At 71.4% G+C, this 20,022-nt stretch carries 20 protein-coding genes and 1 pseudogene; 12 read left to right on the top strand and 9 right to left on the bottom strand.

Annotation, left to right across the window (positions count from 1 at the left end; all coding sequences use genetic code 11):
• Window positions 1–157 precede the first annotated feature (157 nt).
• The 4 genes from M878_RS87805 to M878_RS87790 all read left to right on the top strand — a co-directional run bounded on the left by M878_RS87805 (window position 158) and on the right by M878_RS87790 (window position 4,546).
• Window positions 158–1,123, top strand: a complete 966-nt coding sequence (locus M878_RS87805; RefSeq protein WP_023553074.1) for a threonine/serine dehydratase family protein — start codon at window positions 158–160, stop codon at window positions 1,121–1,123.
• A gap of 199 nt (window positions 1,124–1,322) precedes the next feature.
• Window positions 1,323–2,906 carry a serine/threonine protein kinase gene (locus M878_RS87800; RefSeq protein ID WP_031227014.1) on the top strand — a complete coding sequence of 528 codons (1,584 nt, stop codon included), beginning with the start codon at window positions 1,323–1,325 and terminating at the stop codon, window positions 2,904–2,906.
• A 113-nt stretch (window positions 2,907–3,019) separates the two neighbouring features.
• The gene (locus M878_RS87795; protein WP_023553072.1) at window positions 3,020–4,060 is read left to right on the top strand and encodes a hypothetical protein; all 1,041 of its coding nucleotides are present in this window, start codon (window positions 3,020–3,022) and stop codon (window positions 4,058–4,060) included.
• Between the two features lie 60 nt (window positions 4,061–4,120).
• A complete protein-coding gene (locus M878_RS87790; protein ID WP_023553071.1) occupies window positions 4,121–4,546 on the top strand; it encodes an SsgA family sporulation/cell division regulator in 426 nt (141 codons plus the stop codon).
• Between the two features lie 42 nt (window positions 4,547–4,588).
• Here the strand turns inward: M878_RS87790 and M878_RS95415 are convergent.
• From M878_RS95415 to M878_RS87775, 4 genes and pseudogenes are all read right to left on the bottom strand, one after another.
• Window positions 4,589–4,838 (bottom strand): annotated as a pseudogene (locus M878_RS95415) (aldo/keto reductase); the annotation flags it as partial.
• A 61-nt stretch (window positions 4,839–4,899) separates the two neighbouring features.
• The gene (locus M878_RS87785) at window positions 4,900–5,523 is read right to left on the bottom strand and encodes a TetR/AcrR family transcriptional regulator (protein ID WP_051430154.1); all 624 of its coding nucleotides are present in this window, start codon (window positions 5,521–5,523) and stop codon (window positions 4,900–4,902) included.
• Window positions 5,520–7,007: an MFS transporter gene (locus tag M878_RS87780; protein WP_023553069.1), complete on the bottom strand. Its 1,488-nt coding sequence runs from the start codon at window positions 7,005–7,007 to the stop codon at window positions 5,520–5,522. Before M878_RS87780 ends, M878_RS87785 begins: the two co-directional genes overlap by 4 nt.
• Window positions 7,008–7,117: 110 nt before the next feature.
• Window positions 7,118–7,939, bottom strand: coding sequence for a lipase family protein (locus M878_RS87775; RefSeq protein WP_023553068.1), 822 nt, complete (start codon window positions 7,937–7,939; stop codon window positions 7,118–7,120).
• A gap of 362 nt (window positions 7,940–8,301) precedes the next feature.
• Between M878_RS87775 and melC1 the strand changes: the two genes are divergently transcribed.
• A complete protein-coding gene (melC1, locus tag M878_RS87770) occupies window positions 8,302–8,694 on the top strand; it encodes an apotyrosinase chaperone MelC1 (RefSeq protein ID WP_023553067.1) in 393 nt (130 codons plus the stop codon).
• Window positions 8,695–8,729: 35 nt separating this feature from the next.
• On the top strand, window positions 8,730–9,551 hold the full coding sequence (gene melC2, locus M878_RS87765; protein ID WP_023553066.1) for a tyrosinase MelC2: 822 nt from the start codon (window positions 8,730–8,732) through the stop codon (window positions 9,549–9,551).
• A 50-nt stretch (window positions 9,552–9,601) separates the two neighbouring features.
• Here melC2 and M878_RS87760 read toward each other — a convergent pair whose 3' ends face one another.
• Together M878_RS87760 and M878_RS87755 are read right to left on the bottom strand one after the other, a co-directional pair.
• Window positions 9,602–10,306, bottom strand: coding sequence for a ribonuclease H family protein (locus M878_RS87760; protein ID WP_023553065.1), 705 nt, complete (start codon window positions 10,304–10,306; stop codon window positions 9,602–9,604).
• A gap of 33 nt (window positions 10,307–10,339) precedes the next feature.
• On the bottom strand, window positions 10,340–11,134 hold the full coding sequence (locus tag M878_RS87755) for a VOC family protein (RefSeq protein WP_037730264.1): 795 nt from the start codon (window positions 11,132–11,134) through the stop codon (window positions 10,340–10,342).
• A gap of 560 nt (window positions 11,135–11,694) precedes the next feature.
• Here M878_RS87755 and M878_RS87750 point away from each other — a divergent pair.
• The 4 genes from M878_RS87750 to M878_RS87735 are packed head-to-tail and all read left to right on the top strand — an operon-like array spanning window position 11,695 to window position 16,094.
• Window positions 11,695–13,137: a family 2B encapsulin nanocompartment shell protein gene (locus tag M878_RS87750; protein WP_023553063.1), complete on the top strand. Its 1,443-nt coding sequence runs from the start codon at window positions 11,695–11,697 to the stop codon at window positions 13,135–13,137.
• 16 nt (window positions 13,138–13,153) lie between these two features.
• Window positions 13,154–14,203: a family 2 encapsulin nanocompartment cargo protein terpene cyclase gene (locus M878_RS87745; RefSeq protein ID WP_023553062.1), complete on the top strand. Its 1,050-nt coding sequence runs from the start codon at window positions 13,154–13,156 to the stop codon at window positions 14,201–14,203.
• Window positions 14,204–14,252: 49 nt separating this feature from the next.
• A complete protein-coding gene (locus M878_RS87740) occupies window positions 14,253–15,131 on the top strand; it encodes a geranyl diphosphate 2-C-methyltransferase (protein WP_023553061.1) in 879 nt (292 codons plus the stop codon).
• Between the two features lie 54 nt (window positions 15,132–15,185).
• The gene (locus M878_RS87735) at window positions 15,186–16,094 is read left to right on the top strand and encodes an aminoglycoside phosphotransferase family protein (RefSeq protein WP_245238301.1); all 909 of its coding nucleotides are present in this window, start codon (window positions 15,186–15,188) and stop codon (window positions 16,092–16,094) included.
• Window positions 16,095–16,108: 14 nt separating this feature from the next.
• On the opposite strand, the gene M878_RS87730 is transcribed toward M878_RS87735, so the two are convergent.
• A complete protein-coding gene (locus tag M878_RS87730) occupies window positions 16,109–16,591 on the bottom strand; it encodes a VOC family protein (RefSeq protein ID WP_031227010.1) in 483 nt (160 codons plus the stop codon).
• A 121-nt stretch (window positions 16,592–16,712) separates the two neighbouring features.
• On the opposite strand from M878_RS87730, the gene M878_RS87725 reads away from it, so the two are divergent.
• Window positions 16,713–17,909: an epoxide hydrolase family protein gene (locus tag M878_RS87725; RefSeq protein WP_023553058.1), complete on the top strand. Its 1,197-nt coding sequence runs from the start codon at window positions 16,713–16,715 to the stop codon at window positions 17,907–17,909.
• 28 nt (window positions 17,910–17,937) lie between these two features.
• On the opposite strand, the gene M878_RS87720 is transcribed toward M878_RS87725, so the two are convergent.
• Window positions 17,938–18,342, bottom strand: a complete 405-nt coding sequence (locus tag M878_RS87720; RefSeq protein ID WP_031227008.1) for a helix-turn-helix domain-containing protein — start codon at window positions 18,340–18,342, stop codon at window positions 17,938–17,940.
• Window positions 18,343–18,599: 257 nt separating this feature from the next.
• Here M878_RS87720 and M878_RS87715 point away from each other — a divergent pair, with 257 nt between their 5' ends.
• A complete protein-coding gene (locus M878_RS87715) occupies window positions 18,600–19,487 on the top strand; it encodes an RNA polymerase sigma factor SigF (protein WP_023553056.1) in 888 nt (295 codons plus the stop codon).
• A gap of 25 nt (window positions 19,488–19,512) precedes the next feature.
• Here the strand turns inward: M878_RS87715 and M878_RS87710 are convergent, their stop codons facing one another.
• On the bottom strand, window positions 19,513–19,965 hold the full coding sequence (locus tag M878_RS87710; protein WP_031227007.1) for an ATP-binding protein: 453 nt from the start codon (window positions 19,963–19,965) through the stop codon (window positions 19,513–19,515).
• Between the last annotated feature and the right edge of the window lie 57 nt (window positions 19,966–20,022).

Here is a 20,022-nt window from a genome sequence, read left to right as displayed (position 1 = left end):
CGCGGCCGGGAATCTGTGCCGGCTGCTTGACCATCTGGTGGACCGGGAGCTGTGACCTCGCGCGGCCACCGGTGAAACCGTGTTGACCCCGGCCGTCCGCTCGGGTCAGGGTGCGATCGGCGCGGCCCTCACCCCCGCGCCGGAAGGGTGAAGCACCTTGATCGGCAGCAAGGAGATCGAAGCCGCGGCGGAGCGGATCGCCGGACATGTCGTACGGACGCCGACCGTGGCGAGCCCGGGCCTGACCGCGCTGCTCGGCGTCCCGGTCACCGCCAAGCTCGAACTGCTCCAGCGCACCGGCTCGTTCAAGGCCCGCGGGGCGACGGCGAAACTGCTGTCGCTGAGCGAGGCCGAGCGTGCCGCGGGCGTGGTCGCGGTCAGCGGCGGCAACCACGGCATCGCCCTCGCGGTGATGGCCGCCGCCCTCGATGTGAAGGCGACCGTGGTCATGCCCCGTACCGCGCCCGCGCGTTCCCTCGCGCTCGCCGAGCAGGCGGGGGCGTCGGTGCGGCTGACCAACGGTATGGACAGTGCGTTCCAGCTGGTGACGCGGTTGCGGGACGAGGGGCTGACCCTGGTCCACCCGTTCGACGACCCGGTGGTGATCGCCGGGCAGGGCACGGTCGGGCTGGAGCTGGCCGAGGACGCCGGGGACGGGGCGCTGACGGACGTCGTCGTCAGCATCGGGGGCGGCGGGCTGATCGCCGGGATCGCGGCGGCCCTCGCCGCCAAGCGCCCCGGAGTGCGCGTGTGGGGCGTGGAGACCGAGGGCGCCGAGGCGATGTCCGGCGCGCTGAAGGCGGGCGGCCCGGTGCCGGTACCCCTGTCTTCCCTGGTCACCACGCTCAGCGCGCCCTCCGTGTCCCAGCTGACGTACGACCATGTGTCCGCGCTGGTCGAGGAGGTGCTGGTGGTCCCGGACCGGGAGGCGGTGCAGGGCTGTCTGGACCTCGCCGAGCACGCCAAGGTCTGGGCCGAACCGGCCGCGGGCTGTCTGCTGCCGGCGGCCCGGCAGGTGGCGGCCCGGGTCGGCGACGGTGCCCGGATCGGACTCGTGGTGTGCGGCGGCAATACGACTCCACGCGAACTCAACGGCTGGGCCGATCAGTTCGGACTGCTGTGAGGCGCGGCCGCACCCGGCCATTTACCCTCGGTTACCCGCAGGTCGAACGACCGTCGGGTGCGGCCAACGCAAACTCGAAAGCCCTTTCGAAGAATTGAATGAAAGGCAGGATTGGCACCCGGTCACGGATTCTTTGAACGCACCCCCGCGTGCGCCCCGTACCCACTGTGAGACACACAACAGGGGTTTCCAGCGAGGGATGACCATGGTCAAGGCGCACGTCTCCGCACATGAGTTGGTCGCCGGACGGTACCGGCTCCTGGAGGTCTTCGCCCGCGAGACGAACCGCCTGTGGTGGTACGCCGAGGACGTCGCGGCGGAGCAACCCCGGCTGGTGGCCCAGACCGCCCTGCCGGAGCCTGCCGCGGACGACACCGCGCGCCGGATCACGGCCCGCGTCGTGCGGACCTCGGAGACCATGCGGCTGCTGTGCCCCGGCCAGGTCGCCACGGTCGTCGACGCGGTGGTGGAGGCCGGCACCCTGTGGACGGTCACCGAGTGGATCGACGGCACACCACTCTCCGAACTCCTCGACCGCGAGGGCGCGTTCAACGTGGTGCGGGCGGCCCGGATCGGCCTGGAGCTGCTCGATGTGCTCCAGGCCGGGCACGACGAGGGCATCACCCACGGCGAGTTGAGCCCCGGCCAGGTCTTCGTGCGGGACAGCGGCCCGGTCGTCGTCGCCGGGTTCGGGCTGGCCGGCGCGACCCTGGTGCCACGGCTCACGGCTCCGTCGTACGCCTCGCCGGAGCAGGCCCGCGACGAGCGGGTCGGGCCGGCCGCCGATCTGTGGGCGCTGGGTGCGCTGCTGTACACGATGGTGGAGGGCCGGCCGCCGTTCCGGGACCGGGGCAGGCCCGACGTCACCCTGAAGGCCGTGGACCGGCTGCCGCTGCGCACTCCGCTGCGCGCGGGCTCGCTCACCCAGGCCGTGCAAGGGCTGCTGCGGAAGAACTCGCGGGAGCGGCTGACCCGGCCGGTGGTCCGCGAGGCGCTGATCCGGACCCTGGACGAGGAGACCTACGCCGACCGGCAGCCGGCACCCAGGCCCCGGCTGCGCGGTGCGTACCGGGGAGTGCGTCTCACCGGACGGGAGCCGGGTCGGGAGCCGAGCAGACGTGTTCTGGCGGCCGGTACCGCGCTGGCCGTCGTCACGGTCGCCGCCGCCGTCCTGGCCGCGACCCACCACCTGCCGGGCACCGGCACCGCGCAGGCACCGGTCCACGCCACCGCCTCGGCGACGTCCACCGGCCGGCGTGGCGGCGGCACCGCGACACCCTCCGCGAGCCCCACGCCGAGCGCCTCGACCCCGCCCGCCCTGCCGGCCGGCTACCACCGTTACACCGCTCCGGAGGGCTTCTCCGTCGCTCTGCCCGCCGGCTGGAAGCGGCTGACGACCCAGCGCGTCTCGGGCGCCTACCGCATCACCTTCGGCCGCGGCGGCGCCTCCCCCACGCTCGCCGTCACACACAGCGAGCATGTGGGCCCGGACCCGGTCACCGTCTGGCGGGACGACGTCGAACCGGGGCTGGAGCGGCTCCCCGGCTACCAGCGCGTCGGACAGGTCCGCGCCACCACCTACCAGGGGCACAAGGCCGCCGACCTGGAGTGGCTGGCGGGGACGGGGGACGCGCGCGTGCACACCTTCGGGCGCGGCTTCCTGCTGGGCGGGGGCGACGCCTTCTCCCTGCGCTTCACCACCCCGGCCGCGGTGTGGGGAGACGCGGCCGACCGGCTGGCGCTGAGGACGTTCCTGCAGACCTTCCGGGCTTCGGGAGACTGACCGACGCCCGGATAGGCTTTCCTGTCCGCGCCCGAGTCCGGGTGCGGTTCCTTGAGTCCTCGAGTCCTTGAGTCCTTGAGCGTCCTTTGAGCACCTTTACAGGAGAGTCATCCGTGACCCTGGTCATCGACCCGTCCGAGACGTCCGCCCCGGCCGCACAGCCGCTGTCCGACCTCGTGGCGCGTGACGCCCGCGAGTTCGGCGTCTATGCGCGCACCGGGGGCTGGGCCTTCGCGCTGATGGTGGCCCGCAGTGTGCGGCCCGGCGGGCAGGCCGCCGGTGAGACGCCGAAGGTGTCGGCGAAGGAGTTCGCCCAGCTGGCCGGCTGCTCCCCGGAGCGGGTCATGCGCTACTACAAGGCGTGGGACCGGGCCGCCGACGACGGGCTCGTGCCGCACTTCGAGGCACTGCAGCCGGGCCAGGAGGTCGAGCTGCCGGACGCCGACGTATGGCTGAGCTACTACGTCTCCCGCACCAGCGCGACCTCCGAGCGCGGCACCGCGATCGCCGAGGCCGCCGAGGCCGAGGGCATCCGCCCCACCAAGGCGCTGGAGGTCGCCGAGAACCCGACCGCGCTGCGCGCCGCGATCCTCGCCGACCCCTCCACCGCCCGCGCGGCCCGCTCCGCCCTGCTGGACCGGGTGCGGGAGGACCCCGAGCTGCAGGCGGAGCTGGCGCGTGACGTCGTACGGACCGACGACCTGAAGAAGGCCGTCGCGACCGAGAGCCGGGCCGCCGACCGGATCGGCTACGTCCGCCAGATCGCCGAGTCCGGCCAGATCAAGACGCCGGCCGGGCAGACCGTCGAGGCTCCGGCCGGGCTGCGGGAGGAGGCCGAGCGGCATCTGTCGCTGATCGACGAGCTGGAGGACGGCGAGGACACCGGCGAGTGGGCCACCGAGGCCTACGACACCATGAAGTCGCTCGTCGCCGAGGCGGTCGAGGCCGACCCCGAACTGCGCGTCCAGGAGCGGCGGACGAAGTTCTACAGCAGCCTGCAGAAGGCGACCAGGGCGTTCGAGGAGCTGACCTTCGACGACGCCCAGGACTTCTACGAGGACGACATGGTCCAGCGGCTGGAGGACCTCCAGCAGGCCATCGGCAGCTGCCTGGCCGCGCTGCGCGGAACCGGCCGGAATCCGTCGCAGGAGTGAGCGTTCCGGGCGGCACGGGTACGTAAGGACCGTGAGCCGATCGTCGCCGGAGGCCCTCGCGTGAACTCGTTCGTGCACACGACCCTGGTGGTGCAGTTGCGCGCAGAAGGCACCGGCCGGTGTTCCGTGTTCGCCCATCTCCGGTACGACGCCGCCGACCCGTTCGCCGTCACCGCGGTCTTCGGCCACGACGGCCGGGTGCTGGCCTGCTGGCGGCTGGACCGGGAGATGCTCTCCGACGGTCTTCTCCGGCCGGTCGGCGCCGGGGACGTGCGGCTGCGGCCGGCCGCGACCGGTGCGTGGCACGAGCTGCGCATGGAGTTCCTCGGAGACATCCGGCAGGACGGCAGCCGGCACCACGCGGTGGTGTTCGCCTGGGCACCCACGGTCGCCGCGTTCCTGCGGGAGACCCACCGAGTGGTCCCGCCGGGCCGGGAACGCGTGCCGGTCGACGAACTGGTGGCCGAGATCCTCGCCGCGGGCTGAGCAGCCGTACTCCCCTTCTGCCGGCCGTCGTCCTCGTGCCTGCCAGCGCCGCTCGACCTGGTCCTTGATCCGCCGCTCGTACAGCTCGCGGATCGCGGTGAACGTCTCCTCCGGCAGCGGCGGCCGCTTGGCGGTGGCCGTGTTCGCGCGGGCCTGCTCCGGTTGCGGGCGCGGCGGCCTCGACACCGGTCGCGAAGTCGACGCCGGAGGAGGTCTCGCCCCGGTCGAAGGTCTCGCCGTGCCGGTTGAAGGTGCGGTGGTCGTTCGCGGCGAACACCGTGTCCTTGGTGTACGTGTCCAGGGCGTCGGACACCGCGTCGGAGGAGTAGACGGGCAGCGAGTCGTGCAGGAGTTCACGCGGTACTACCGGGAGCGGCCGGCCGCGTACGCGGCACGGTGCCTTCTGGGGTCAACTGGGCCTGTACGAGCGGTCCGTAGCGGTCGGCGATGGTGTCGATGTCGCTCTCGCGCAGGCGCGGGCCGCAGGCGATGCCGTACATCACGCCGAGGCCGACGAGTGCGGCGACGGCGAGTTCGGCGCGCAGGCCCGCGTCGGGTCCGCTGAGCCGCGCGGCGAGGCGATCGGTCACCTGGGTGCGGAAGTTGGCGCGCAGGATGTCGCCGTGGTCGCCGTGCAGCGGGGCGAAGGCGATGCGCAGCAGCGGGTCGGCGCCGCGCTCGCGCTGGCTGGCCACGACGTGCCGGGCCATATGCCGGCCGAGGTCGGCGAGCGGCGCGTCCAGCAGGGCGTCCGCGTCCGTGTCGAAGGACATCACGCGGGCGAAGAGGGTGTCCTTGTTGCCGAAGTACTTCACGATCAACGGCGGGCTGACACCGGCCCGTTCGGCGACCGCCTTGAGCGTGATGTCGGCGTGCGCGTGCCGGGCCAGGAGGTGCCGGGCGGCCTTGAGGATGGCGGCCTTGGTGGCCTCGGCGTCACGGCGTACGGAGGCGGTCGTAGCGGATCCGGGCATCATGCTTCCTCCATCGCCTCGTCGAGGGCGCCTTCGGTGGCGCCCTCGGCGCGGCGGGTGCCGTCCGAGGGGCCGTCGCCCGGGATGGTCAGGGCGGCCGCGCAAGCCGCGAGGGCGACGGCGCCCGCCATCGCGAAGGCGAGCTGATAGCCCCGCAGGGTGGGGACCGGGACGCCGCCGGCCGGGCTGCTGTGGTGGACGAGGACGGCGGCCACGGCGGCGCTGGAGGTGGCCTGGCCGATGGTGCGCATGAGGACGTTGACGCCGTTGGCGGAGGCGGTCTGCGCGGCCGGGACGGCCCGCAGGATGAGGGTCGGCAGCGCCGAGTAGGCGAGCGTGGTCCCGGTCGCCACGACGGTGGCCCCCAGGATGATCATCCACAGGTCGCGGCTGTCGGCGATCCGGACCGCGTAGCCGCAGGCGATGACGGCGGCGCCCAGCGCGAGGGTGACCCGCGGGCCGCGCGCGGCCGAGATACGGGCCGACACCGGCGAGAGCAACAGCATGGTCACGCCACCGGGCAGCAGACACAGACCGGTGGCGACGATCGACAGGCCGAGCCCGTAGCCCGTGGCCTTCGGCGCCTGCACCAGCTGGGCGGTGACCAGCGAGTTGGCGTAGAAGGCGAACCCGGTCAGCAGGGCGGCCACATGCGACAGGCCCACCCGCGGCCGGGAGACCAGCCGCAGGTCGACCAGCGGCCGTGCGGCGCGCAGTTGCTGCCACCACCACAGGGCAAGGACGACGGCCGCCCCCAGGAACAGCCCGAGGACCCGTGCGCTCCCCCAGCCCCAGGCGCCGCCCTGTGACACGCCCAGCAGCAGGCAGACCAGTCCGGCGGCGAGCCCCAGCGCGCCCGGCACGTCGAAGCGGCCGGGCTCGCGTACGGGCGATTCCCTGACCGCCCACCAGGTCGCCGCGACGCCCGCCGCGCCCAGGGCGCCGGTCAGCCAGAACATGGTGTGCCAGTCGGCGTACTGGACGACGAGGGCGGCGAGCGGCAGGCCGAGAGCCGCACCGATGCCGACGGTGGAGCTCATCAGCGCCACCGCCGAGCCGCGCCGCTCCGGCGGGAGTTCGTCACGCAGGATGCTGATCGACAGCGGTACGACGGAGGCGGCGGCGCCCTGCAGCGCGCGGGCGGCGATGAGCACGCCGATGTCCGAGGTCAGGGCGCACATCACCGAGCCGATGGTCATCAGCGCGAGCGCGCACGTGAGCACCCGGCGCTTGCCGTACATGTCGCCGGCCCGCCCGAGTACCGGGGTGAGGACGGCGCCGGAGAGCAGGGTGGCGGTGACCGTCCAGGAGACGGTCGCGGCGGACGCTCCGGTGAGCCGGGGCAGGTCTGGCAGCAGGGGGACGACGACGGTCTGCATGACCGCCATGAGGATGCCGCCCGACGCCAGCACCGGGATGGTGAGCCGGTCCCGCAGCCGGGACGACGTTCCGGCCGGTGGCCGGGATATCGGGGCGGGCTGGTCCATCGGCACTCCTGCGGGCGGCACGATCCTAGGGTGAATGACAATTCACCCTATCGAGTGAATCGCCATTCACCGATGGTTTCCGATGTTTTCCGTGCCGGCGCGAGAGACCCTCAGGTGAGGTTCTTCTCCAGGGCGGCCAGGTAGTTGCGCATGAAGTGGTCGCGGATGCCGTCCGAGGCGGGTGCGAAGGCGTCGGCGGTCAGCCCCTTGGCCCGGTCGGCGAGGGCCGAGAACATCGGCATGCTCTCGTGCAGCCTGCCGCCGGAGTCGATGTAGCGCAGCGCCCGGACATGGGTGAAGACGGGCTCGGGCGGCAGCTGCGGAACGATGTCGTTGTTGTTGACGAAGCGGTACATGCGCCCGCCGAATCCCTTGTGGAACGCGTCGGCGAGCAGCCGGTCGCAGGTGCGCGGCTGGCCGTAGGTGTACACGCCGTCCGCGGCCACGTGCGGGTCCTCCAGATACATCCGGGCGCCGGCCAGCATCGCGAGGGCGCCACCCAGACTGTGCCCGGTGAAGTACACGCTCTGGCCGTCGGTGCGCAGTTCCCTGATGGCGCCGGCGACCTCCGGGTACACCGAGCGCAGGGCCTCGGCGAAGCCGTAGTGGACGTATCCGTTGCCGCCGGGCCCGGGGCTGGGCGGGGTCGTGGCGTCGGAGAGCCAGTCCCTGATCTGGGCGGGTTCGGTGCCGCGGAACGCGGTGACGATCATCCGGTCACTGGCCATCGTGTACGCCTGGGTGTCCTGCAGCGGGAACGGCGGGGTGAACCGGGTCTCGTGGTGCCGCACCCTGCCGAAGCCCCATCGCGCGGCTTGGTCCTCGATGACGGCGCGGTCCTTGTAGGCGAGATCGGCGGCGCGGGCCAGCCAGTAGGCGCGTTGCAGGCTGTAGCCGGACGAGGTCTGGTCGAACGAGTCGGGCACGGTCATGGGACGGGACTCCTCGGGTGTGCGTGGGGAGAGGTGACAGTCACCCAGAGCGGTCAGATGGCTCCGCAGGGTAGCAATGCTCCCGGACCTCCCGATCGCGTCACTTTGGCGTGGTGAGCCGGGCCACTCGGACGGACGGCAGCCGAGAAGGATCACGGGAATCGGAGCCGGCGCGGCAAGGAATTCCTCGTTCCGGGGCAGATCCCCCTTCGGTCACAGCAAGATCATCTTGGTTCAACCCTGTACGACATGTGGCCAATTGTCCGGATCGGAGCCAACCGGTTCCGGGCGATTTCTTCGGATCCCGAAGCCCCCGATAGGCATGCGTCGTCACCACCGGAACACCCTCCAGGAGGACCCGTATGCCCGACATCACCCGGCGCCGCGCGCTCGCCGCGACCGCCGCCCTCGCCGCGACGGCCACCGTCACCGCCCTCGCGGCACCCACGGCCTCGGCCGCCGGCCACGGCCGCCCCATGCCGATGCCGAAGCCCCCCGAGAACTTCGACGAGGTCTACAAGGGCCGCCGGATACAGGGCCGCCCGATGAGCGGCGGCGGACACCACCACCACGAACACGGCAGCGGATTCGAGGTGTTGATCGACGGCGTCCAGCTGCACGTGATGCGCAACGCCGACGGCAGCTGGATCAGCATCGTCAGCCACTACGACCCGGTGACCACCCCGCGCGCCGCCGCCCGTGCCGCCGTGGACGAGCTGCAGGGCGCCGCGCTGCTGCCCTTCCCCGCCAACTGAACGCCCCCGCAAGGACTTCCGGAGCATCGCACGCCATGACCGTACGCAAGAACCAGGCCACGCTGACCACCGACGAGAAGAAGCGATTCGTCGACGCCGTCCTCGAACTCAAGCGCAGCGGACGCTACGACGAGTTCGTCAGCACGCACAACGAGTTCATCATGTCGGACACCGACACCGGCGAGCGGACCGGCCACCGCTCCCCGTCCTTCCTGCCCTGGCACCGCAGATTCCTGCTCGACTTCGAGCAGGCGCTGCAATCGGTGGACTCCTCGGTCGCGCTGCCGTACTGGGACTGGAGCGCCGACCGGACACTGCGGGCCGGGCTGTGGGCGCCGGACTTCCTCGGCGGCACCGGGCGCAGCACGGACGGCCGGGTGATGGACGGCCCGTTCGCCGCCTCGGCCGGCAACTGGCCGATCAGCATACGGGTGGACGGCCGTACCTTCCTGCGCCGCTCGCTCGGCACGGCCGTGCGCGCGCTGCCGACCGCCGCGGAGGTGGAGTCGGTGCTGTCGATGGCGACGTATGACATGGCGCCGTACAACAGTGCCTCGGACGGCTTCCGCAACAACCTGGAGGGGTGGCGCGGGGTCAATCTGCACAACCGGGTCCATGTCTGGGTCGGCGGCCACATGGCCACTGGGGCCTCGCCCAACGATCCGGTGTTCTGGCTGCACCACGCCTACGTCGACAAGCTGTGGGCTCAGTGGCAGCGGCGGCATCCGGACGCGGGGTATGTGCCGACGGGCGGCACCCCGGACGTCGTCGACCTGAACGAGACGATGAAGCCGTGGAACGACGTGCGTCCGGCGGATCTGCTGGACCACACGAAGTTCTACACTTTCGACAGCTGAAGTCGGATGAAGCCCGCTGGAGGCGACTGAAGCCGACTGGAGCCGGCTGATCAGGCCTCGGCGGTGCGGCACTCCGGGTGGCCCCAGCCCTGCGCGTTCTTGGCGATGGATTCGCCGGCCGCGTAGGAGCGGCCGCACAGGCAGCGGCCGGGGAACTTCGCCTTGAGGGTGCGCGAGGACGTACGGGAGGCCGCCGCGCCGCCGGCGCGGCGGGGCGCCTTCTTGCGCGGGGCGGCCGCCTTCGGGGTGTCGGGCGACGGCGGCGGTTCTGCGGAGCCCAGCGCGCTGCCGGCCGGCTCCTGGACGGAGGCGGCCTGGCTGGCGGCGCGGTCGGCGAAGTCGTTCAGCGGGTCGCCGTCGACCTGGTGCGCCGGGACGTAGCGGAACTCGACCGTCCGGCCGTCGAGCAGCTCATCGATGCGTACGACCAGGTCCTGGTTGGCGACCGGCTTGCCGGCGGCGGTCTTCCAGCCGTTGCGCTTCCAGCCGGGCAGCCAGGTGGTGACGGCCTTCATCGCGTACTGGGAGTCCATGCGGATCTCCAGCGGCACGTCCGGCTCGACGGCCGTGAGCAGCCGCTCCAGGGCCGTCAGTTCGGCGACGTTGTTGGTGGCCCGGCCGAGTGGGCCCGCCTCCCAGCGGGCGGCGGTCCGCTCGTCGTCGGAGACCACCCACGCCCATCCCGCCGGTCCGGGGTTTCCCTTCGAAGCCCCGTCGCACGCGGCCACCACACGTTCACGCATGTGCACGATCATGCCACGGCCGGGCCGGACACCGTCACGGGCGGGTCAGACGTCCTTGACCTTCGGCATCTCGCCTTCCGTGGTCGTGATGTCGATCACCGAGAAATTCGCTCCCTGCGGATCGCTCAGGGCCGCGAACCGGCCGAAGGGGCTGCTCATCGGCCCGAAGCGGAGGACACCGCCGAGCTTGGTGGCGCGTGCCACCGCCTCGTCGCAGTCGTCGACGGTGAAGTAGACGTTGATGTACGACGGCACCTCGGGCGGGAAGTCGTCGGTCATCTTCATCCGGCCGAGGACGGCGTTCTCACCCACGTCGAACATCCGGTAGTCGACGGCGTGGTCCTGCATCTGCTTCATCCGGTAGGGGAAGACGGCGGAGAAGAAGGTGTCGGCCTTCTCGGGCTCCCGGGTGAAGACCTCGGCCCAGCAGTAGGCGCCGGGGGTCGCCGTCGCCTCGAAGCCCTCATGGGTGCCGGCCTGCCAGACGCCGAAGACGGCTCCGCTGGGCTCCCGGGCCAGGCACATCGTGCCGAAGTCGCCGACCTGCATCGGCTCCATCAGCACCTCGCCGCCGTTCTCGCGGATCTTGCCCGCGGTGGCGGCGGCGTCCGGCGCGGCGAAGTACAGGCACCACTGCGACTGGCCCTCCTGGCCGGGCATGGGCGGGACGACCGCGGCCACCGCCTTGCCGTCGACGTAGGCCTGCGTGTAGTTGCCGTACTCCGACGACGACTCGCCGAAGGTCCAGCCGAGGACATCGCTGTAGAAGCGCTTGGCTCCCTCGACGTCGCTGAACATCGCATCGGCCCAACAGGGCGTTCCCTCGGGTTGTACGGCCATGCTCGCGGCCCTCCTGGTGTGTGTCCCGTCCGGATGGTCCCCGCCTCGGGTGCTGTGTCCCGAAGCTCACGCTAGCCATCCCTCCGTCGGCCCGCGCGCCGAACGAACGGCCCGCCCCCGGCCCCTTCCCTGACCCGGTCCCGGCACCGCGGGCCGGGGAGCCCGGGGCCTGTCCGGCGGGTCAGGTCGCAGGACATCGGCGGCACCTCATCAGCGCAGGTGAGCGGGGGTGATGAGGGCGCCCCCACGCCCTTGTGGCGGTGGGGGGCGTGCCGGCCCCCGCGTCTGCGACAGGGTCCGCCGGACAGGCCCTGGCCAGGGGCCGGGGGCGCACCACAGCGGCGTGCGCGGGGGCGCGGTGCGCCGGCGCGTGGCCACACCGTTTGCCGGACGCGCCCCGATCAGCAGGTTTACACACCTGAGTGGCTGGTTCCGCCCCCTTCGCGCTGTATCGGGCACCTCACGAGGACTGTTTGGCTTGGCCCGGGTGCAGGACCACCACGGTCACCACCCATCGATCCCGGCCACCCCTGTTCGCAAGCAGCTCCGCTGGAGGGAAAGTGACCACACCGGACAGCGCCACCGGTTCCGACGTCGGCGAACCCGCACCCGAGCCCACGGCCGACGGGCAGCTCACCAGCCTCAGCACCCGGGCGGCACGCCAGCTCACCACGACCACCAAGTCCGAACCGCAGATGCAGGCCATCACCTCACGATGGCTGCTGAAGACCCTGCCGTGGGTGGACGTCAAGGGCGGCGCCTACCGGGTCAACCGCCGCCTCCAGCTGCGCACGGGGCGCGGCCGGGTGCACTTCGAGCAGAACGGCGCCGACGACATCCGGGTCATCCCGGAGACGCTGACCGAGCTGCCGATCCTGCGCGGCTACCCGGACATCGAGGTGCTGCGGGAGGTCGCCGGCCGTTTCCAGCCCCGGGAGGTGCGCGCCGGACAGGTGCTGTTCGAGGCCGGCCAGCCCGTGACGGAGGCGTATCTGGTCGTGCACGGCCGGTTCACCCGGTACGCCTCCGGCAAGTACGGCGAGGAGGAGATCACCGGGGTCATCACCGACGGCGATCAGATGGGCGACGAGGCGGTCGGACAGTCCGACCCGCTGTGGCTGGCCTCGGTGCGGGCCGAGACCGCGGGTGTGGTGCTCGCGCTGCCCTGGACCGTCGTGCAGGAGTTCACCGAGCGGGTGCCGTCCCTCGCGGCGCATCTCCAGGCGTATGTCGAGCGGCAGAACAAGCCCATGAACCGCAAGGGCGAGGCCGACGTGCCGGTACAGGCCGGCCATGTCGGTGAGCCCACGCTGCCCGGTGGCTTCGTGGACTACGAACTCACCCCGCGTGAATACGAGTTGTCCCTCACTCAGGCCGTGCTGCGGGTGCACACCCGGGTCGCCGACCTCTACAACCACCCGATGGACCAGACCCAGCAGCAGCTCCGGCTCACGGTCGAGGAGATCCGCGAGCGCCAGGAGTGGGAGCTGGTCAACAACCGGGAGTTCGGGCTGCTGCACAACGTCGACTACGGCCAGCGGATCAGCACCCTCGCCGGCCCGCCGACCCCGGACGACATGGACGAACTGCTCTCCATGCGGCGCAAGACGAAGGTCTTCCTCGCCCATCCCAAGGCGATCGCGGCGTTCTTCCGACAATGCAACCGGCGTGGCCTTGTTCCCGGCACCGTGAGCGTGGACGGCCATGAGGTACCGGCGTGGCGCGGTGTGCCGATCTTCCCCTGTGGCAAGATCCCGATCAGCGACGACCACACCAGCAGCATCATCGCCCTGCGCACGGGCGAGGCCGACCAGGGGGTCATCGGCCTCTACCAGACCGGCATCCCGGAGGAACATCAGCCGGGCCTGAACGTCCGGTTCATGGGCATCGACTCTGCCGCGATCGTCAACTACCTAGTGACCGCGTACTACTCGCTGGCCATTCTCGTGCCCGATGCGGCCGGGATTCTGGAGAACGTCCAGATCGGCCGGCTCCCCGAGTGACCGCCTGGAGCACCCCATGAGCACAACGACGACCGCCTACCAGCTGCCCGGCCCCCCGAACCTCGCCCAGAGCCTGCGGACCCGGCGCACCGGAGCGATCCCCGGGCTGCTGTACCGGCCCGCGGTGCCCGCCGACCCGGAGAAGGCGGCCGAGGTCGACCGCCGCCTGGAGAGCTGGGCCCGGGACCTGGACCTGTTCCCCGCGTCCTGGACGGGGGACTTCTCCGGTTTCCAGTTCGGCCGGGCCGTCGTACTGCAGCATCCGGGCGCACTCGACCTGGACCGTCTGACGGCCGCCGGCAAGTTCCTGCTCGCCGAGAACATCGTCGACTCCTGCTACTGCGAGGAGGACGAGGGCCGGGGCGGATCGCGGCGCGGTCTGGGCGGCCCGCTGATCATCGCCCAGTCGGCGCTCGACCCCTTCCACGGCGTCCCGGAAGTGGAAGCCGAGTGGCGCGAGGGCATCCAGGCCGACGGTCCGCTGCGCTCGTACCACTTCGCCCTCGAGGACTACGCGACCTTCGCCACGCCCAGCCAGACCAGCCGGTTCGTGTACGACATCGCCCGGCTGCACCTGGGTTATCTGGGCGAGGCCGCCTGGATGGAGACGAAGTACGTGCCGCGGGTCTGGGAGTACCTGGTGATGCGGCAGTTCAACAACTTCCGCCCCTGTCTGACGCTCGTGGACGCCGTGGACGGCTACGAACTGCCCGAGCAGGTCTACGCCCGCCCCGAGATCCAGCGGATCACCGCCCTCGCCAGCAACGCCACCACGCTCGTCAACGACCTGTACTCCTTCACCAAGGAGCTGGCCAGCGACCCCACCCACCTCAATCTGCCCCAGGTCATCGCCGCCAACGAGCGGATCGGTCTGAAGCCCGCGTACCTCAAGTCCGTCGAGATCCACAACCGGATCATGGAGGCCTTCGAGGAGGAGGCGGCCCTGCTGTCGGCCACCTCGCCCCTGGTGGAGCGCTACGCCCAGGGCCTGGCCGCCTGGGTGTCGGGCAACCACGAGTGGCACGCCACCAACACCCACCGCTACCACCTGCCCGACTACTGGTAGAAACCGCCGTTTTCCGAAACGCCGTCACATGCGCCACGAGGAGCCACCGTTGACCACTGCCCCTGTCGCCCGGACCACTCCCGTTCCCGTCCCGGCCCAGTCCACCTACCAGACCCGGGTCGCGGACTACTGGAACGCCGAGGAGAACCCGGTCAACCTCGAACTCGGCAGGATCGACGACCTGTACCACCACCACTACGGCATCGGAGCGGCCGACCGGTCGGTGCTCGACGAGCCCGATCCGGCCCTGCGCCGGGACCGCATCACCGCCGAGCTGCACCGCCTGGAGCACGCCCAGGCCGAACTGCTCGCCTCGCGTCTCGGCCCGCTCTCCCCCGCCGACCGCGTCTTCGACGCCGGCTGCGGCCGCGGCGGCGGCAGCGTCGTGGCGCATCTGCGCTACGGCTGCCACGCCGATGGCGTCACCATCTCGGCGAAGCAGGCCGACTTCGCCAATGAGCAGGCCCATGCCCGCGGCATCGACGACAAGGTGCGCTACCACCACCGCAACATGCTCGACACCGGTTTCGAAACCGGCGCGTACGCGGCGTCCTGGAACAACGAGTCCACCATGTACGTCGAGTTGGACCTGCTGTTCGCCGAGCACGCCCGGCTGCTGCGCCGCGGCGGACGCTGTGTGGTGATCACCGGCTGCTACAACGACACCTACGGACAGGCGTCGCGCGAGGTGTCGCTGATCAACGCCCACTACATCTGCGACATCCACCCGCGCTCGGAGTACTTCAAGGCGATGGCCCGCAACCGCCTGGTGCCGGTCCACGTCGAGGATCTGACCGAGGCCACGATCCCCTACTGGGAACTGCGCAAGGAGGCCGGGCATCTGGTCACGGGCATCGAGGACACGTTCCTCGACGCCTACCGCAACGGCAGTTTCCAGTACCTGCTGATCGCGGCCGACCGGGTCTGAACTGCGGGAAATTCCGTCGACAGCGAGGGCGTCGAGACGCTGGGATGGGCCGCGATGAGTGTCCATGACGGCCCGAGGCCGCAGAAGATGCACGCGGACGAGGTCGACCTCGACGCCCCGCTGGTCCAGCGCCTGATCGCCCGCCGGTTCCCGCGCTGGGCCGCCCTGCCGGTACGGCGGCTCGCGTCCTCCGGGACCGAGAACGCCATGTTCCGGCTGGGCTCCGACCTGCTGGTACGGCTGCCCCGGCGCCCCGGCGCCGTACCGGACCTGCGGCACGAGCAGCGCTGGCTGCCCCGGCTCGGGCCGCTGCTGCCGGTGGCCGTGCCCGAGCCGTTGGGCCTCGGCGAGCCGGACGGGGGCTTTCCCTGGCCCTGGTCCGTCTACCGCTGGCTGGCGGGGAGCAATCCGGTGGCGGGTGCCGTGCGGGAGCCTGAGCGGCTCGCCGGGGATCTCGCGGCGTTCGTGCGCGCGCTGCGCCGGATCGACCCGCGGGACGCGCCGCCCGGCTACCGGGGCGGTCCCCTGGGGGACCGGGACGAGCCCACCCGCGCGGCCGTCGCCGAGCTGGGCGGACGGGTCGACGGCGGCGCCGTCACGGCGCTGTGGGAGCAGTCCCTGTGCGCCCCGGAGCACACCGGGCCACCGGTGTGGGCCCACGGGGACCTCTCCCCCGGGAACGTGCTGGTCGACGCGGGCCGGCTGAGCGCGGTCATCGACTTCGGCTGCGCGGGAGCGGGCGACCCGGCCGTGGATCTGATCGTGGCCTGGAACCTGCTGCCCGTGTCCGTGCGGGACACCTTCCGCAAGGCCGTCGGCGCGGACGACGCGGAGTGGACGCGGGGACGGGGCTGGGCACTGTCGATCTCGCTGATCCAGCTGCCGTACTACTGGGACACCAACCCGGCCCTGGCGGAGAACTCCCGGCATGTGATCACCGAGATCCTCACCGAGGCCGGGTGAGGGTCAAGGGTCCGCTACTCCCCCGCGTACGCCTCGTCCAGCGCGGCGACGTCCAGCTTGCCCATGGCCATCATGGCCTTCATGGCACGGTCGACCTTCGCGCCGTCGGGGTCGTGGATCATGTCGGCCAGCCGGTCGTAGACGACCTGCCAGGACAGGCCGTACCTGTCCTTGAGCCAGCCGCAGGGGCCGCCCTCGCCGCCGTTCTCGGTGAGCTTGGTCCAGTAGTGGTCGATCTCCGCCTGGTCGGCGCAGAGGATCTGGAAGGAGACGGCCTCGTTGAACTTGAACTGGGGGCCGCCGTTGAGCGCGATGAACTTCTGGCCGTTGGCTGTGAACTCCACGGTCAGCACGGAGCCGGTCTCGCCGGGCCCGGCGTCGGTGTAGCGGCTGATCCTGCCGATGCTGGAGTTCTTGAAGACCGAGACGTAGAACGCCGCGGCCTCCTCGGCCTGGCCGTCGAACCAGAGACAGGTGGTGAATCCGTCGGTGGTCATGGGTACCTCCTGGGCGGGGAACGCGGTCACCTGTACCGACCGATCCTCGCGGCGAAACTCATCGGCCGGGCCGCCGGTTAATCCCGACGGGTGAGCGCCGGGTCCGCCTAGCATCCCGATCATGACCTCCACACCCGCCGAACGTATCGAGCCCTTCCGGCTGTCGGTCCCGCAGAGCGACCTCGACGACCTGTACGACCGTCTCGACCGCACCCGCTGGCCCGCCGAACTGCCCGGAGCCGGCTGGGAGTACGGCGTCCCGGCCGGCTATCTGCGCGAGCTGGTCCACTACTGGCGGCACACGTACGACTGGCGCGCCGCCGAGACCGAGCTGAACCGGTGGCCGCAGTTCACCACCACGATCGACGGAGCCCATGTCCACTTCGCCCACATCCGCTCGCCCGAGCCGGACGCCACGCCGCTGGTGATCACCCATGGCTGGCCGGGTTCGATCGTGGAGTTCCTCGACGTGGTCGGCCCGCTCACCGACCCGGTGGCGTACGGCGGTGACGCGGCGGACGCCTTCCACGTCGTCCTGCCCGGCATCCCCGGCTTCGGGCTGTCCGGGCCCACCACCGAGCGGGGCTGGGAGGCGGGCCGGGTGGCCGGCGCCTGGGCGGAGCTGATGCGGCGGCTCGGATACGAGCGGTTCGGGCTGCAGGGCGGTGACTGGGGTGCGGCGATCTCCCGCGAACTGGGCCGTATGTATCCGGACCGGGTGATCGGCGTCCACCTCAATCTGCTGCCCGGCGCGCAGGCGCTGACCGAGCCGACCGAGGAGGAGCTGGCCGCGCTCGGATCCGCGGAGCGGGAGCGGACGCTGCGGTCCTGGCGCCGGTGGGACGAGTGGTTCCGCGACGGCGCCGGATACGCCGCCCTGCAGTCCAGCCGTCCGCACACCCTCGGCTACGCCCTGACGGACTCGCCCGTCGGTCAACTGGCCTGGATCGTCGAGAAGTTCCGGGAGTGGACGGACTGCGCGGAGCTGCCGGAGGAGGCGGTGGACCGGGACCGGCTGCTGACCAACGTGATGCTGTACTGGCTGACCGGTACGGCCGGCTCGTCGGGCCGCATCTACTACGAACGGGCGGCGGCCGGCGACTGGAACGCGCGGCTGGCCACCCCCTCCACCGCGCCGACCGCACTGGCCGTGTTCCCGGCCGACCCCCAGATCCCGCTGCGGCACAAAGCGGAACGCACCGAGAACCTCGTGCGCTGGACGGAGTTCGAGCGGGGCGGGCACTTCGCGGCCCTGGAGGAGCCGGACCTGCTGATCGGCGACGTCCGGGCGTTCTTCCGGCAGCTCCGGGAGAAGTGACCCGGCCGCGGCGCCGACAGGGTACGGCTCAGGCGGCCAGGCAGAGCCCGTCGTAGGAGCGGTGCGGCACGGTGGCCGACCGGCGGTGCGGGGCGGTGCGCCGGGTCAGCTCACCGTGCGCCAGCGAAAGCAGGTCGCCGAGACCCAGGCCGAGCGCCTGCGCCGCGGCCGCGAGGACCTCCGAGGAGGCCTCCTTGCGGCCGCGCTCGATCTCGGACAGGTAGGGCAGCGAGATCCTGGCCGCGTCGGCCACGTCCTTGAGGGTACGGTCCTGCGCCCGCCGCTCGCGCCGCAGCACCTCGCCGACGAGATCGCGCCACAGCGGCTCCTTGCTCTCCTCGCTCTCCCCAGGCCCGGACGCGGGCCGCGCCGGACGGGCGGGCGCCGGTCGCAGGGGGATCACTCGGGCTTCGTCGCTCAGTCGCTCGCTCACCCACGTCAGCCTAGGAGCCGCAGGGCGGGGAGCAAGGGCCCGGCGTTACGCCGTAGGGGAAACCGGGCCGCTCGGACGCGCGGCGCCGCTTTCCCGCCACTGCGGGGAGGCATGCGCATGCGCGGCGTGGCCAGGGGTATCCGCCCGGTGAGTGACGCGGCACGCACGCATGGAATGCCGGGTTCCGGGTAATCGGGGCCCACGGCACAGCGGCTGCCGGGGCAGACGTGGCAACCGTGACTTTCGTGGGAGAGGCAATGGGCACCGCCGGGATCCGGTCGCAAGCAGAGGTCACAACGAGGACCGAGCAGAACGGGACGGATGAGGGGTCACTGCCAGGCATCGCGGTTCCGGCGTCCGTCGCACCGCTCGACGCACGGGAGCTGTCCCGCCAGTTCTTCCGCCGGCTGACGGAGCTGGAGGAGGGCACGCACGCGCACCAGTACGCGCGCAACACCCTCATCGAGATGAACATGTCGCTGGTGCGGTTCGCGGCCGGACGGTTCCGGGGCCGCGGCGACGACATGGAGGACATCGTCCAGACCGGCATGATCGGCCTGATCAAGGCCATCGACCGGTTCGAGCTGGCCCGCGAGGTGGAGTTCACCACCTTCGCGGTGCCCTACATCGTCGGCGAGATCAAACGATTCTTCCGGGACACCACCTGGGCGGTGCATGTACCACGCCGGCTCCAGGAGCTGCGGGTGGAGCTGGCCAGGGCGCGCGAGGAACTGGCCGGCCGGCTGGACCGGGACCCCACGGTGGCCGAGCTGGCGACCCTGATGAACATCTCCACCGATGAGGTGGTCGAGGCCCAGCTCGCCTCCAACGGGTACCACTCGGCCTCCCTGGACGCCGCGCTCTCCGGCGACGGGCCGGAGGAGGGCGAGGCGGTGCTCGCGGACTTCATCGGCGTGGAGGAGGACGGGCTGCGGCTCGTCGAGGACGTCCACGCGCTCGCCCCGCTGATGGCGGAACTGAGCGAGCGGGACCGGCGGATCATCCATCTGCGGTTCGTCGAGGAGGCCACCCAGGCAGAGATCGGGGAACGGCTCGGGTGCTCACAGATGCATGTGTCCCGGCTGATCAAGCGGATCATCACCCGGCTGCGCCGGGGGATGCTCGGCGAACTCGGCTGCGGCTGATCTTCACGGATGCCCCGGCCGGCTCTCACGGGCTCAGTGCGTAGCGGGCGCGCACCCGCTTGCCCACGGGCACACGCTCCGCGGTGACCTCGGAGGCCAGGGCGTACACGATCTCCAGACCGTGGCGTCCGACGCGTTCGGGGTCCCTGGGGTAGGCGCGGGGCAGGGCGGAGCTGCTGTCGTAGACGCACACCGTGACCGAGCTGTCGGTGCCTTCGAGTTCCAGGATGTACGGGCCGTTGCTGTGCCGCTCGGCATTGGTGACCAGTTCGCTCACGACCAGGAGCAGGTCGCCGTCGGCGCGGCGGTCGGCGGTGGCGCACCACTCGGTGCGCAGCTGCTCCAGGAACTGGGACGCGAACGCGCGCGCCTCGGCGATACAGCCGGGTTCGCCGGTGAAGTGAGCCGCGCGCCGCAGCGGTTCCACGGGTACGTCGAAACCAGTCGGTATCACTGCTCCGCCCAGGTGCTTGGTCATGCTGTCTCTCTCGAAGGCCCGTCCGGCCGGGTCGTCTGTTGTACCAGTCCACGTACC

The organism is Streptomyces roseochromogenus subsp. oscitans DS 12.976, assembly GCF_000497445.1.
GTDB lineage: Bacteria > Actinomycetota > Actinomycetes > Streptomycetales > Streptomycetaceae > Streptomyces > Streptomyces oscitans.
The sequence above is the reverse complement of the archived record's forward strand: the minus strand, read 5'-3'. Positions and strand labels throughout refer to the sequence as shown.

What these genes read in the sequence shown, in the direction of transcription:
- melC1 (WP_023553067.1), top strand. Translation starts at nt 8,302, where the DNA reads ATGCCCGACATCACCCGGCGCCGCGCGCTCGCCGCGACCGCCGCCCTC.
- M878_RS87780 (WP_023553069.1), bottom strand. Translation starts at nt 7,007, where the DNA reads ATGGACCAGCCCGCCCCGATATCCCGGCCACCGGCCGGAACGTCGTCC.
- melC2 (WP_023553066.1), top strand. Translation starts at nt 8,730, where the DNA reads ATGACCGTACGCAAGAACCAGGCCACGCTGACCACCGACGAGAAGAAG.
- M878_RS87725 (WP_023553058.1), top strand. Translation starts at nt 16,713, where the DNA reads ATGACCTCCACACCCGCCGAACGTATCGAGCCCTTCCGGCTGTCGGTC.
- M878_RS87775 (WP_023553068.1), bottom strand. Translation starts at nt 7,939, where the DNA reads ATGACCGTGCCCGACTCGTTCGACCAGACCTCGTCCGGCTACAGCCTG.
- M878_RS87730 (WP_031227010.1), bottom strand. Translation starts at nt 16,591, where the DNA reads ATGACCACCGACGGATTCACCACCTGTCTCTGGTTCGACGGCCAGGCC.
- M878_RS87710 (WP_031227007.1), bottom strand. Translation starts at nt 19,965, where the DNA reads ATGACCAAGCACCTGGGCGGAGCAGTGATACCGACTGGTTTCGACGTA.
- M878_RS87755 (WP_037730264.1), bottom strand. Translation starts at nt 11,134, where the DNA reads ATGGCCGTACAACCCGAGGGAACGCCCTGTTGGGCCGATGCGATGTTC.
- M878_RS87745 (WP_023553062.1), top strand. Translation starts at nt 13,154, where the DNA reads ATGAGCACAACGACGACCGCCTACCAGCTGCCCGGCCCCCCGAACCTC.
- M878_RS87760 (WP_023553065.1), bottom strand. Translation starts at nt 10,306, where the DNA reads ATGATCGTGCACATGCGTGAACGTGTGGTGGCCGCGTGCGACGGGGCT.
- M878_RS87715 (WP_023553056.1), top strand. Translation starts at nt 18,600, where the DNA reads ATGGGCACCGCCGGGATCCGGTCGCAAGCAGAGGTCACAACGAGGACC.
- M878_RS87735 (WP_245238301.1), top strand. Translation starts at nt 15,186, where the DNA reads ATGAGTGTCCATGACGGCCCGAGGCCGCAGAAGATGCACGCGGACGAG.
- M878_RS87800 (WP_031227014.1), top strand. Translation starts at nt 1,323, where the DNA reads ATGACCATGGTCAAGGCGCACGTCTCCGCACATGAGTTGGTCGCCGGA.
- M878_RS87785 (WP_051430154.1), bottom strand. Translation starts at nt 5,523, where the DNA reads ATGATGCCCGGATCCGCTACGACCGCCTCCGTACGCCGTGACGCCGAG.